This is a genomic window from Novosphingobium sp. LASN5T (assembly GCF_003856955.1).
GTDB lineage: Bacteria > Pseudomonadota > Alphaproteobacteria > Sphingomonadales > Sphingomonadaceae > Novosphingobium.
Map to the genome: position 1 here is coordinate 84,900 of NZ_RQSI01000017.1, position 11,628 is coordinate 96,527.

Annotated in this window: 16 protein-coding genes; 10 read left to right on the forward strand and 6 right to left on the reverse strand. The window is 66.1% G+C overall.

Annotation, left to right across the window (positions count from 1 at the left end):
• Window positions 1–53: 53 nt before the first annotated feature.
• On the reverse strand, window positions 54–1,364 hold the full coding sequence (locus EH199_RS13055) for a dicarboxylate/amino acid:cation symporter (RefSeq protein WP_124809725.1): 1,311 nt from the start codon (window positions 1,362–1,364) through the stop codon (window positions 54–56).
• 146 nt (window positions 1,365–1,510) lie between these two features.
• Here EH199_RS13055 and EH199_RS13060 point away from each other — a divergent pair, with 146 nt between their 5' ends.
• Entirely contained in the window at window positions 1,511–2,284 is a 774-nt protein-coding gene (locus EH199_RS13060; protein ID WP_124809726.1) for an enoyl-CoA hydratase-related protein, read from the forward strand.
• A 139-nt stretch (window positions 2,285–2,423) separates the two neighbouring features.
• Here EH199_RS13060 and aroC read toward each other — a convergent pair whose 3' ends face one another.
• Window positions 2,424–3,524, reverse strand: a complete 1,101-nt coding sequence (gene aroC / locus EH199_RS13065; protein ID WP_124809727.1) for a chorismate synthase — start codon at window positions 3,522–3,524, stop codon at window positions 2,424–2,426.
• A gap of 130 nt (window positions 3,525–3,654) precedes the next feature.
• Between aroC and EH199_RS13070 the strand changes: the two genes are divergently transcribed.
• The 7 genes from EH199_RS13070 (at window position 3,655) to EH199_RS13100 (ending at window position 6,940) form a co-directional block, all read left to right on the forward strand.
• The gene (locus EH199_RS13070) at window positions 3,655–3,966 is read left to right on the forward strand and encodes an antibiotic biosynthesis monooxygenase (RefSeq protein WP_124809728.1); all 312 of its coding nucleotides are present in this window, start codon (window positions 3,655–3,657) and stop codon (window positions 3,964–3,966) included.
• A 165-nt stretch (window positions 3,967–4,131) separates the two neighbouring features.
• A complete protein-coding gene (locus tag EH199_RS13075) occupies window positions 4,132–4,614 on the forward strand; it encodes a hypothetical protein (protein WP_124809729.1) in 483 nt (160 codons plus the stop codon).
• A gap of 8 nt (window positions 4,615–4,622) precedes the next feature.
• Window positions 4,623–4,970, forward strand: coding sequence for an arsenate reductase (locus EH199_RS13080; protein WP_124809730.1), 348 nt, complete (start codon window positions 4,623–4,625; stop codon window positions 4,968–4,970).
• Between the two features lie 13 nt (window positions 4,971–4,983).
• Window positions 4,984–5,568: a nicotinamide riboside transporter PnuC gene (pnuC, locus tag EH199_RS13085; RefSeq protein ID WP_124809731.1), complete on the forward strand. Its 585-nt coding sequence runs from the start codon at window positions 4,984–4,986 to the stop codon at window positions 5,566–5,568.
• Window positions 5,565–6,101 carry an AAA family ATPase gene (locus tag EH199_RS13090; RefSeq protein WP_124809732.1) on the forward strand — a complete coding sequence of 179 codons (537 nt, stop codon included), beginning with the start codon at window positions 5,565–5,567 and terminating at the stop codon, window positions 6,099–6,101. The genes pnuC and EH199_RS13090 overlap by 4 nt, the downstream gene beginning before the upstream one ends.
• Before the next feature lie 53 nt (window positions 6,102–6,154).
• Entirely contained in the window at window positions 6,155–6,559 is a 405-nt protein-coding gene (locus EH199_RS13095; RefSeq protein WP_124809733.1) for a thioesterase family protein, read from the forward strand.
• A gap of 60 nt (window positions 6,560–6,619) precedes the next feature.
• Window positions 6,620–6,940, forward strand: coding sequence for a DUF1294 domain-containing protein (locus EH199_RS13100; protein WP_158453933.1), 321 nt, complete (start codon window positions 6,620–6,622; stop codon window positions 6,938–6,940).
• A gap of 4 nt (window positions 6,941–6,944) precedes the next feature.
• Here the strand turns inward: EH199_RS13100 and EH199_RS13105 are convergent, their stop codons facing one another.
• Both EH199_RS13105 and ubiG read right to left on the reverse strand, forming a co-directional pair.
• Window positions 6,945–7,124, reverse strand: a complete 180-nt coding sequence (locus EH199_RS13105; RefSeq protein WP_124809735.1) for a hypothetical protein — start codon at window positions 7,122–7,124, stop codon at window positions 6,945–6,947.
• A 4-nt stretch (window positions 7,125–7,128) separates the two neighbouring features.
• Window positions 7,129–7,872 (reverse strand): bifunctional 2-polyprenyl-6-hydroxyphenol methylase/3-demethylubiquinol 3-O-methyltransferase UbiG, encoded by a 744-nt coding sequence (gene ubiG / locus EH199_RS13110; RefSeq protein WP_124809736.1) that lies wholly within the window; start codon window positions 7,870–7,872, stop codon window positions 7,129–7,131.
• Between the two features lie 109 nt (window positions 7,873–7,981).
• On the opposite strand from ubiG, the gene EH199_RS13115 reads away from it, so the two are divergent.
• Both EH199_RS13115 and EH199_RS13120 read left to right on the forward strand, forming a co-directional pair.
• Window positions 7,982–9,235, forward strand: coding sequence for an aspartate kinase (locus EH199_RS13115; protein WP_190287263.1), 1,254 nt, complete (start codon window positions 7,982–7,984; stop codon window positions 9,233–9,235).
• A 303-nt stretch (window positions 9,236–9,538) separates the two neighbouring features.
• A complete protein-coding gene (locus EH199_RS13120; protein ID WP_124809738.1) occupies window positions 9,539–10,552 on the forward strand; it encodes a nitronate monooxygenase family protein in 1,014 nt (337 codons plus the stop codon).
• 146 nt (window positions 10,553–10,698) lie between these two features.
• Here the strand turns inward: EH199_RS13120 and dut are convergent, their stop codons facing one another.
• Both dut and EH199_RS13130 read right to left on the reverse strand, forming a co-directional pair.
• Entirely contained in the window at window positions 10,699–11,175 is a 477-nt protein-coding gene (dut, locus tag EH199_RS13125; protein WP_124809739.1) for a dUTP diphosphatase, read from the reverse strand.
• Window positions 11,162–11,628, reverse strand: a 467-nt coding sequence (locus EH199_RS13130; protein WP_305036970.1) for a phosphopantothenoylcysteine decarboxylase, incomplete at its 5' end; no start/stop codon positions are given. The genes EH199_RS13130 and dut, both read right to left, overlap by 14 nt.

The window sequence follows — 11,628 nt, forward strand, 5'->3', positions numbered from 1 at the left end:
ATTTCGGGGAGTCCGGGTGCTTTGGCGTTGCGCCCCGTCCTTACTGATCGGGCCTACTGATCCGGATCGAGATTGAGCCCCTTCCGGCCATGTTCGGGCGTGCCGTGCGGGGGCATCGGCGGTTCGGCATCGGGATCGAGCGGGGGCTGCAACATGCCTTCCCACTTGGTGATGACCGACGTCGCCACCGCGTTGCCGACGACGTTGGTGGCGGTGCGGCCCATGTCGAGGAACGTATCCACGCCGAGCAGCAGCGCCACGCCCTCCACCGGCAGGCCGAACTGCGTCAGCGTGGCCGCGATCACGACGAGGCTGGCGCGCGGCACGCCGGCGATGCCCTTCGAGGTGACCATCAGCGTGAGCAGCATGGCGATCTGCTGCCCGGCGGAGAGCGGGATGTTGTAAGCCTGCGCGATGAACATCGTGGCGAAGCTGGTGTACATCATCGACCCGTCGAGGTTGAAGCTGTAGCCCAGCGGCAGCACGAAGCCCGATATACGGCGCGGCACGCCGAAGCGGTCGAGCTGTTCGAACAGCTTGGGCAGCGCGCTTTCCGAACTGGCGGTGGAGAAGGCGAGCAGCACCGGCTGGCGGATGTAGCGCGCGAGCAGCAGCGCGCGTTTGCCCAGGAACGCGGTGCCCATCGCGAACAGCAGCGTCCACAGCAGCAGCAGGCCGAAATAGAATTCGCTGACGAACACGCCGTAGGTAATGATAATGCCAAGGCCCTTGGTGGCGATCACGGCGGCGAGCGCACCGAACACCGCAAGCGGGGCAAGGCGCATCACGTAGTCGGTGATCGTGAGCATGACTTGCGCCAGCGCATCGCACCCTTCGACGATCATCGTGCCCTTCTTGCCCAGCGCCGACAGCGCGACGCCGAAGAACAACGAGAATACAAGCACTTGCAGCACATCGTTGCGGGCCATCGCGTCGATGATGCTGGTGGGGAACACGGCCAGGATGAAGTGGCGCAGCGTGAAGTCCGCCGTCGCCAGATCCTTGACCGGCCCCGCCGCCTCGAACGCGAGGCCGACGCCGGGCTGGAACAGGTTGACCAGCACCAGCCCCAGCCCGATCGAGATGAGGCTGGCGGTGATGAACCAGCCCAGCGCCCGCCCGCCGATCCGCCCGAGCGCGGCGCTATCGCCCATGCCGGCGATGCCGCTGACCAGCGTGGCGAAGACCAGCGGCGCGATGATCATCTTGATAAGGTGGAGGAAAATCTCCGGCAGCAGCTTCAGCAGATCGGCATAGAAGACGAGCGAGGGATCGCTGGCGGGGTAGGCGCGGTTGAGCGCATAGCCGACGAGGATGCCGGCGATCATGCCGATCACGATGTAGAGGGTAAGGCGCTTGGCCAAGGGACGATCGCTCCCGCTGAAATGTCGCTGCAGTTGTTGCGGCTGAGACTAACGGCCGTATCCGCCCCCCGCAACGCCATCGGCGGGTGTTCATCCACGACAAAGGTGCATAGGTTGCTCCGCGAAAATCAGGAAAGAGGGATGGGATGCAGCATATCAGGGTGGAACGGCGCGGACGGGTGACGCGGATCGAACTGGCGCGGCCGGAAGTGCTGAACGCCATCAATGCGGCGATGCACGAAGAACTGGAGCAGGCGTTCAACGCCTTCGCCGCCGATCCGGAACAGTGGATCTGCGTGGTAACGGGCGCGGGCCGGGCCTTCTGCGCCGGCACCGATCTGAAATCCGTGGTGGCGGAGGGGCGCAAGCCCTATCCGGCGCACGGCTATGCCGGCCTGATCCAGCGGTTCGATTGCGACAAGCCGATCATCGCGGCGGTGAACGGCCTGGCGCTGGGCGGCGGGTTCGAACTGGCGCTGGCCTGCGACATCATCATCGCGGTAGAAAGCGCGGGATTCGGCCTGCCCGAACCGCTGGTGGGCGCGGTGGCGCTGGGCGGTGGCGTGCACCGCCTTGCCCGCCAGATCGGCCTGAAGCAGGCGATGGGCATGATCCTCGCCTCGCGCCGGGTCGACGCGCGCGAGGGCGAGCGGCTGGGCTTCGTGACCGAGGTGGTGCCCGATGGGGACCTGGACGCGGCGGTGGAGCGCTGGACGGCGGCGATCCTGAAAGGCGCGCCGCTTTCCGTCCGCGCGTCCAAGCAGGCGGTGATGCGCGGGCTGGACGAACCCGATCTGGCTTCCGCGCTCGCCAACCAGGCGCGCTATCCCGCGTTCGGGACGTGGTTCAACAGCGCCGATGCCGCCGAAGGGCCGCGCGCCTTCGCCGAAAAGCGCGCGCCGGAATGGCAGGGGCGGTAGGCTTCCTGTGTCCGTCTCGTAACGGATTGCACCGCCGTTATCCCGGACGTGATCCGGGATCCCGATTTTCCCGCTATTCCAGTTGGATACCGGGTCAAGCCCGGGATAACGGGGAGGGGTGAAGCGGGTCTCTGCCGCCTCAGCGCCCGGTCTGCGCGCGGTGCAGCAGCTTCTGGTCGGCCAGCACCAGCGCCATCATCGCTTCCACCACCGGCACGCCGCGAATGCCCACGCACGGATCGTGGCGGCCCTTGGTGAACAGCTCGGTCGCCTCGCCCTCGCGCGTGATCGTGGGCATCGGCGTGAGAATCGACGATGTGGGCTTGAACGCCACGCGCACCACCACCGGCTGGCCGGTGGAAATGCCGCCGGCCACGCCGCCAGCATGGTTGGCGAGGAACGCTGGGCCGTCGTTGCCCTCGTCCGGCCGCTTGGGGCGCATCGGATCGGCGTTGCCTTCGCCGGTGTTGCGCGCGGCGGCGAAGCCATCACCGATTTCCACGCCCTTCACCGCGTTGATTCCCATCATCGCGTGGGCAAGTTCGGCATCGAGCTTGGCATAGAGCGGCGCACCCCAGCCGGCGGGGACGCCGGTGGCCACGCATTCGACCACCGCGCCCAGCGAGGAGCCGGCCTTGCGCGCCTCGTCCACCCGCTTTTCCCAGCGCGCGGCGGCTTCGGCATCGGGGCAGAAGAACGGATTCCGGCCGATTTCCGCCGCATCGAACCGGGCGGGATCGATCGCGTCGCCGCCGATTTCGCTGACCCAGCCGGTGATCGCCACGCCGTCCAGCACTTTGCGCGCCACCGCGCCCGCCGCCACGCGCGCGGCGGTTTCGCGCGCGGAGGACCGCCCGCCGCCGCGATAATCGCGAAAACCGTACTTGGCATCATAGGCATAGTCGGCATGGCCGGGGCGATAGGCCTTGGCCACGTCGCCATAGTCCTTCGAACGCTGGTCCACGTTCTCGATCATCAGGCTGATCGGGGTGCCGGTGGTGCGCCGCACGCCGTCGGCCGTCTCGAACACGCCCGAAAGGATGCGGACCTGATCGGGTTCCTGCCGCTGCGTGGTGAAGCGCGACTGGCCGGGGCGGCGCGCGTCGAGGAACGGCTGGATGTCCGTTTCGGTCAGCGGGATGCCGGGCGGGCACCCGTCGACGACCGCGCCAAGCGCGGGGCCATGGCTTTCCCCCCAGGTGGTGAAGCGGAAGACGTGTCCGAAGCTGTTCAGGCTCATGGGCTGCGGCTTTGTCGGGATTCGCCGGAAATGTCCATGCCGGCATGCTTGTCTGCGATATTCATCGCCGCACTTTGCGGCTATCGCAGAATTTGCGCCCATTTTGGTAACATTCTGTTAGAAAGCGCGCATGTTCATCGTCGTTTTCCGCAACCGCAAGCGCGCCGACATCGATGCCGATGCCTATTCCGTCGATGCCGCGCGCATGGAGCGCCTGGCGCGCACGCAGCCCGGCTTCGTCTCGTTCAAGAGCTACCACGCCGACGATGGCGAGGTGCTGGCGCTGTCCGAATGGGAAAGCGAGGAGGCCGCGCTGGGCTGGCGGCGGCAGGTGGCGCACATCGAGGTGCAGGGGCGTTCGCGCGATGCCTACTACCAGAATTACACGCTTTATGCCGGCAACCCCACGCGGACGCGCCGCTTCTGCCGGGACGGGGCATAGCGCCGCATCCGTAATCGCGCTGTTTGCCGCCCGTGCCGATCGACGCTAAGGGACTGGAAAGTCTGACGCAAAGGATCGGCGCGTGGCCCTGACCGTTTACGGCATTCCCAACGGGGTGCAGGCTGTTTCAGACGTAGCAAGAACGCAAATTCGAACGACATGAGCGTGGACGCGTTTTTCGCAAAGGTGCCTTTTCGCGCCAAGTTACTGGGTTGGGGCATCCTGCTGGGGCCACTTCTCGTGCTGGTCTTGTTGGCTCGCGTTTTTCTGCGACCGGAACCGATGCCGTCCGAACGGGTGTATGGATGCTACATCGCGGACAACGCGCCATGGCTTGAAGTGGAGCCCGGCAGAATTCGTGTGGGTGACGCAGAAAGGCACGCATTTGCCTATGTGCTCGAACCCGCAAAGGAAGGGTATCGACTTTCAGTTTCACCTGCCATGGCACTGAACCCGCAGCCAAATGGCAGGTATGAATTTCGGAATGAGCGAGGCATCGGCTATTTTTGGCCGCTCTTGCCTAAATCGTCTGACCTGCCTCGCGATCTGCGTAGCCCAAAAGACTTTGGCGGACGGTTCTCTATCACTGCTCGCGATAGTCGTGATGTTTTGTATGTGCGCTCCTCACGAGCGGAAGCGTGTGAATAGGAAATTCCATGACACTAACCCTCTACGGCATTCCCAACTGCGATACCGTGAAGAAGGCGCGTAGCTGGCTGGAAACCAGAGGCATCGCTTATACCTTCCACGACTACAAGAAGCAGGGCGCGGACCCGGCGCGGATCGCGGGCTGGGTGGCGCAGGCGGGGCTGGACAAGGTGCTCAACAAGGCGGGCACCACCTTCCGCAAGCTGGACGACGCGGCCAAGGCCGATCTCGACGCGGGCAAGGCGGTGGCGCTGATGGCGGAGCATACCTCCACCATCAAGCGGCCGATCGTGGAATATCCCGGCGGGCTGCTGGTGGGGTTCAAGGACGCCGAATGGGCGGCGGCGCTGGGCTGAGCGGCGCGCGCCGGTGAACCCCGTCGAGGCCCTGGCCGCCGTTCTGGGCCTGATCAACATCGCCCTGCTGGTGCGGCGGTCGGTGTGGAACTTCCCCGCCGCCATGGCGATGGTGACGGCCACGGCCTTCGTGCTGTTCCGCGCGCGGCTCTATGGCGAAACCGGGCTGCAGGCGTTCTTTTTCGTGGTCAACGGCTGGGGCTGGTGGCTGTGGAGCCGGGCGAAAGACGGCGAGGAAGCTGGCGTGCCGGTGGGCTGGATGAGCGCCCGGCAGCGAATCGCGTGGGCCGGGGTGACGGCGGCGCTCAGCCTCTCGCTGGGCTGGGCGATGCACCGCTTCACCAATGCCGCGCTGCCCTTTGCGGATTCGGCGGTGACGGGGGCGAGCATCGCCGCGCAGTTCCTGCTGTCGTTTCGCCGGATCGAGAACTGGGTGCTGTGGATCGCGATCGACGTGGTTTCGATCGCGCTCTATCTGGCGCGGGGGTTGCCGCTGCTGGCGGCGCTGTACGGCGCGTTTCTGGTGATGTCGGCGGTGGGCCTGCGCGCGTGGATCGGCGCGGCGCGGCGGCCGGCGGGGAATGAGGTGTTTGCGTGATCCAGGTCTGCTTTCATGGCGCCGAAAGCACCGGAAAATCGGTGCTGGCCGACCGGTTGCGCAAGCGGTTCGGCTGGCCGTGGGTGCCCGAATACGGGCGTTCGTTCTGCGAGACCATGGGGCTGGAGCTGACCATGGACGACCTGCTGGAAATCGCCGAGGGGCATGACCGCGCGGTGCGCGGCGCCGGGCTGCTCCAGCCGAAAGTGCTGGTGCTGGATACCGATCCGCTGATGACGGCGGCCTGGGCGCAGATGCTGTTCGACGACGTGCCCGAGGCGCTGCTGGCCTATCCCAAGGCGGATCTGTACCTGCTGTTCGAGCCGGACGTGCCGTGGGTGGCCGACGGCACGCGCTTTTTCGGCACCGAAGAGAAGCGCGCGCGCTTCGCCGCGATCGCCGAGGACATGCTGGTGCGCACGGGCGTGACCTATCGCCGGATCGCGGGCGACTGGCCGTTCCGCGAGGCGCAGGCGGTGGCGGCGATCGAGGAAGCGTTGCGCCGCGCCGGGTCGAAGCCGCCGGTGCGATAAAGAGTGGCGCGCGGCCCTGTTGGCCGCGCGCGATTCGTGTTATCTACATTCTTGTGAATAACGCGAATCCCCATCTCTATCCCATCAATGTCGATCCGGCGGACATCGACTTCATGGGCCATGTCAACAACGCCAGCTACCTGAAATGGGTGCAGGAGGCGGTGATCGACCACTGGCAGGCGCTGGCCCCGGCGGAAGCGGTGGCGCGGCACCTGTGGGTCGCGCTCAAGCACGAAATCACCTATCGCCGGCCAACTTTTCTGGACGATACGGTGATCGCGCATGTCGTGCTGGAAAAGGTGCAGGGCGCCAAGGCCTTCTACGAAACCGTGATCAAGCGCGGCGAGGACGTGCTGGCCGAAGTTCGTTCCAGCTGGTGCTGCGTGGACGCGGTGACGCACCGCCCCGCCCGGCTGGCGCGCGATCTGGTGGAAAAGTTCCTGCCTTCGGGCGAGTGACGCGGCGCCCCGAAATACGGTAAAACCGATTGTTAACCATATGCGGTTACCATGCCGCTTATGACTACTGCAATCATCGCGCTGCTGCTGACGCCAGCCTTCCTCGCGAAGGCGCTCGTAGCGTTGTCCATGCTGGCCGTGGCCTTGTTCGGCATCCTGAAATGGAAAGCCCGCGCAAGGCGCTCGCGCATCAGCGAGGGCACCTTGCTGCATCTGGCGTTCCTTCGTGGAACGCTGGGGGCGTCGCTCTGGAGCAGCCTGTTTCGCCACAAGACCCATACGGAACTGCTCCCGCGCGTCTTGCACGTCAACCCGTTCCCGCCCGTCACGGCTCTTGCCGGCTGGAAGGTCTGGGCTCTCTCCAAACCGCTGCCGCCCTGAGCGCCTAGCGCAGTTTCACAATACCCAGGCCATCGTTCTTGGCCCGAATTTTCACCGATTCCTCACTGCGGGTGAGCGCCTTGGCAATAGCCTTCAGCGCCATGCCCTTCTTTGCGAGTGTGTGTAGCTTATGTATTTCATCAGCAGTCCAGGGTTGTTTGTGCCGTTCAAAGCGTTCGGCCATGGAATCAGCCCTTTCTTGCCGTGACTATGTAATTGAGTGCGAGATTATCCGACAGGTGCAAACCCTTGGTCGGACTGTAAGCGATACCGATTGGATTACCCATGACCAGGCCTGCTTCGGAGAGCAGGTCATGCAATTCCACCGGGGTGACGAAATCGTCCCAGTGGTGCGTACCGCGGGGCACCATGCCCAGCGTTTCCGCCCCTTCCACCAGCAGCAGGCGTGCAGCTGCCGTGCGGTTGGGGGTGGACAGGACCATCAGCCCGTCTTCGCCCAGCGCTGCCGCTAGCGCCGCGACGAAGGCAGGTTTGTCGGCCACGTGCTCGATCACCTCCATGGCGGTGACGAGGTCGAAACCGGCAAGGTCCAGTGCGCCGATCTCTCCCAGGCGATAGGTGATGGCCAAGCCACCGCCCGCCGCATGGGTCTGCGCCGCCGCGACGTTCTCTGCCGCCGCGTCGACGCCAGTAACCGCCGCGCCCATCCGGGCAAGCGGTTCGCACAGCAGACCGGCGCCGCAGCCTACATCCAGCGCGCGCCGGCCTGCCAGTGGCTTAAGCGAGCGGGGATTGGTACCGAAATGCGAATCGATGGCGTTTCGGATGAAGCCCAGCCGCACCGGGTTGAGACGGTGCAGCATGGCCGAGGAGCCCTTCGGGTTCCACCAGTCCTGCGCGAGCTTGCCGAAATGCGCCGCCTCCTCCGGGCGAATGGTGGGCGCGAGTGCCGAGGGTGTTGCATTGCTCATGACGCATCCCTAACAGGACGCCCGCCGCACGGCGAGGGGCTGTGCGGGCAAGATTGTTGCGCAGTGCGTTGCGCCCACAGGCAGGAGTACCCCCTTGGCCCGGATCGTGATGAAATTCGGCGGCACATCAATGGCCGGCACCGAGCGCATCCGCCGTGTCGCGCGGATCGTGCAGCGCCAGCAGGCGGCCGGGCACGAAGTGGCGGTGGTGGTTTCGGCGATGGCCGGAGAGACCGACCGGCTCGTCAATTTCTGCCGCGAAGCCAATCCCCTGTATGATCCTGCCGAATACGACGTCGTCGTCGCCAGCGGCGAACAGGTGACGTCGGGGCTGCTCGCGATGCATCTCCAGGCGCTGGGCTGCAAGGCGCGTTCGTGGCTGGGCTGGCAATTGCCCGTCCGCACCGACGACGCCCATGCCAAGGCCCGCATCGAGACGATCGATTCCGAAGCTCTGCTGGCCTCGATGGCCGCGGGCGAAATCGCCGTTATTCCCGGTTTTCAGGGACTTACCGCGGACAACCGCGTGACCACGCTGGGCCGTGGCGGTTCCGACACCTCGGCGGTGGCCGTGGCAGCGGCGGTGAAAGCCGACCGCTGCGACATCTATACCGACGTCGACGGCGTCTATACCACCGACCCCCGCATCGTCGCCAAGGCGCGCAAGCTCAAGAACGTGACGTTCGAGGAAATGCTCGAGCTGGCCTCGGTCGGCTCGAAGGTCCTGCAGACCCGCTCGGTCAGCCTTGCCATGAAGGAAGGCGTGCGGGTGCAGGTGTTGTCATCCTTCATCGACGACGACGCGCCGCCGGCGGACAGCATCCCCGGCACGATGATCGTCAGCGAGGATGAACTGATCGGGGAACTGGAAGGATTGGAAATGGAACGTCAGTTGATCACCGGCATCGCCGCCGACAAGAACGACGCCAAGGTCACCCTGACGCGCATTGCCGACCGGCCGGGCGCGGTGGCGACCATTTTCGGCCCGTTGGCCGAAGCCAACATCAACGTCGACATGATCATCCAGAACGTCGCCAAGGACAAGGGCGAGACCGACGTGACCTTCACCGTGCCGCAGGCGGACCTGGCGCGCACGCAGGCGCTGCTGGAAGAGCAGAAGGACACGATCGGCTATTACCGGATCATCGCCGACAGCAAGGTCGCCAAGATCAGCGTCGTGGGCGTGGGCATGCGCAGCCACGCGGGCGTGGCCGGCACGATGTTCAAGGCGCTGGCCGATCGCGGGATCAACATCCAGGCGATTTCCACCAGCGAAATCAAGGTTTCCGTGCTGATCGACGAGGACGAGACCGAACTCGCGGTGCGCGTGCTCCACACCGCCTATGGGCTGGACGCCGCGTAAAGGACTGTTTCTGAAAGCGAAACCCCGCCTCCGGATAGGGGGGATAAACCGGAGGCGGGGCGCGACCCGACTGGCTCTGGGGGAGGGGATGGTGCCAGTCCGGAACGGGGAAGCGGCTTCGCTTCGTGTTGAAACCGGTATAGGCCCCGCCCTCTGATTGGTAAAACGGGATAAAGCGGTCACAGTCATCGCTTGCGCCGATCATTGTCCGCTATCGCACCCTGCTCTTGCCGCCCCGCTCTTGTCGGCGCACGCCGCGCGGCCTAAGGGGCTGCCGCTCTGGCACGGACGATGGGAACCCTGATGACGGCACCTGTGAAGACTTCAGCGCTGATGGCGCGCGGCGCGGCGTTCCTCGGCACCGAACACGCCATCCTGTGCGGCGCGATGAGCTGGGTTTCCGAACGCAATCTGGTGGCCGCGATCAGCAACGCCGGCGGCTTCGGCGTGATCGCCTGCGGCGCGATGACGCCCGAATTGCTCGATGCCGAAATCGCGGGGACGAAGGCGCTCACCGCCCGCCCGTTCGGCGTGAACCTCATCACCATGCACCCGCAACTGTTCGACCTGATCGCGGTCTGCGCGCGGCATGGCGTGGGCCACGTGGTGCTGGCGGGCGGCATTCCGCCCAAGGGCAGCGTGGAAGCGATCAAGGATTTCGGCGCGAAAGTGCTGGTTTTCGCGCCCACGCTGGCGCTGGCGAAGAAGCTGCTGCGCTCGGGCGCGGACGCGCTGGTGATCGAAGGCAGCGAGGCCGGCGGCCATATCGGCCCGGTTTCCACCAGTGTGCTGGCGCAGGAATTCCTGCCGGCGCTGGCGGAGGACCACGTGGTGTTCGTGGCCGGCGGCATCGGCCGGGGCGAGATGATCGCCTCCTACCTCGAAATGGGCGCCAGCGGCGTGCAGCTGGGCACGCGCTTTGCCTGCGCCAGCGAATCCATCGCCCATCCCGCGTTCAAGCAGGCTTTCTTCCGCGCCAACGCGCGCGATGCGATCGCCTCGGTCCAGGTCGATCCGCGCCTGCCGGTGATCCCGGTGCGCGCGCTGAAGAACAAGGGCACCGAGGAATTCACCGCCAAGCAGGTGGAAGTGGCGCGGCTGCTGGACCAGGGCACGGTGGACATGGCGGCGGCGCAGCTCGAAATCGAGCATTTCTGGGCCGGCGCGCTGCGCCGCGCGGTGATCGACGGCGATGTGGAGCGCGGATCGATCATGGCCGGGCAATCGGTGGGCATGGTGACGAAGGAGGAACCCGTCACCGCGATCATCGCGCAATTGCTGGCGGAAAGCGAAGCCGCGCTGAACGCGCGCGGCTGAAGCCGGAAAAACCGTCCTGAAATCGTCCCCTAAGTCGTCCCCTAATTCGTCATTGCGAGGGGCGAAGCCCCGCGGCAATCCAGAGCGCTGGATTGCTTCGCTTGCGCTCGCAATGACGAAATGCCCCGGTCCCGGTACGCCCTGCGCTAACCGCTGAAGGCAACGACCCCGCCGGTCGATCCGAAGCCGCCTTCGCCGCGCGCGGTTTCGTCCAGTTCGTCCACTTCCAGCCAGCTGGCCTGCGTGACCGGGGCGAGCACCAGCTGCGCCACGCGATCGCCGCGCCGGATGGCGAAGGGTTCGGCGCCCAGGTTGATCATGATGACCTTCAATTCGCCGCGATAATCCGAATCGATCGTGCCGGGCGTGTTGGGCACCGTGACGCCGTGCTTGAGCGCGAGGCCCGAACGCGGACGGACCTGGATCTCGAACCCTTGCGGAATCGCCACGGCGAGGCCGGTGGCGACCGCGTGGCGCGCGCCGGGGGCCAGGGTCACGTCCTCGGCCGAAACCACGTCCATGCCCGCCGCGCCGGCGGTGGCATAGGCGGGCAGCGGCAGGTCCCCGGCGCCGGGGAGGCGCTTGACGCGGACGGGAACGGCGGCGGTTTCAGGCGAGTGCATCGGCAATCCTTTCGACCAGCGCGGAGGCGACCTGGTCCTTGGGCATTTCGGGCAGGCTTTCGACCCCTGCGGCGGTGACGATGTGGACCGCGTTCAACGCGCCGCCCATCACGTCGCCCGACACGTCGTTGGCGACGATCCAGTCGGCACCCTTGCGCGCCAGCTTGGCCTGCGCGTGGGCGATCACGGTCTCGGTTTCCGCCGCGAAGCCTACCACCAGCGGCGGGCGCGCGGGCGAACGGCAGAGCGTGGCGAGAATATCGGGATTTTCGGCAAGGCGCAGCGGCGGAATTTCGCCCGAGCCGTCCTTCTTGAGCTTCTGCGGCGCTTCGTCCGCCGCGCGCCAGTCGGCCACGGCGGCGACCATCACGGCGGCGTCGGCGGGCAGCGCGGCCTCGACCGCGGCGGCCATCGCGCGCGCGGTTTCCACGTCCACGCGGTCCACGCCCGGCG

What these genes read in the sequence shown, in the direction of transcription:
- EH199_RS13080 (WP_124809730.1), top strand. Translation starts at nt 4,623, where the DNA reads ATGACACTAACCCTCTACGGCATTCCCAACTGCGATACCGTGAAGAAG.
- aroC (WP_124809727.1), bottom strand. Translation starts at nt 3,524, where the DNA reads ATGAGCCTGAACAGCTTCGGACACGTCTTCCGCTTCACCACCTGGGGG.
- EH199_RS13070 (WP_124809728.1), top strand. Translation starts at nt 3,655, where the DNA reads ATGTTCATCGTCGTTTTCCGCAACCGCAAGCGCGCCGACATCGATGCC.
- EH199_RS13060 (WP_124809726.1), top strand. Translation starts at nt 1,511, where the DNA reads ATGCAGCATATCAGGGTGGAACGGCGCGGACGGGTGACGCGGATCGAA.
- EH199_RS13115 (WP_190287263.1), top strand. Translation starts at nt 7,982, where the DNA reads ATGAAATTCGGCGGCACATCAATGGCCGGCACCGAGCGCATCCGCCGT.
- EH199_RS13100 (WP_158453933.1), top strand. Translation starts at nt 6,620, where the DNA reads ATGACTACTGCAATCATCGCGCTGCTGCTGACGCCAGCCTTCCTCGCG.
- ubiG (WP_124809736.1), bottom strand. Translation starts at nt 7,872, where the DNA reads ATGAGCAATGCAACACCCTCGGCACTCGCGCCCACCATTCGCCCGGAG.
- EH199_RS13105 (WP_124809735.1), bottom strand. Translation starts at nt 7,124, where the DNA reads ATGGCCGAACGCTTTGAACGGCACAAACAACCCTGGACTGCTGATGAA.
- EH199_RS13120 (WP_124809738.1), top strand. Translation starts at nt 9,539, where the DNA reads ATGACGGCACCTGTGAAGACTTCAGCGCTGATGGCGCGCGGCGCGGCG.
- dut (WP_124809739.1), bottom strand. Translation starts at nt 11,175, where the DNA reads ATGCACTCGCCTGAAACCGCCGCCGTTCCCGTCCGCGTCAAGCGCCTC.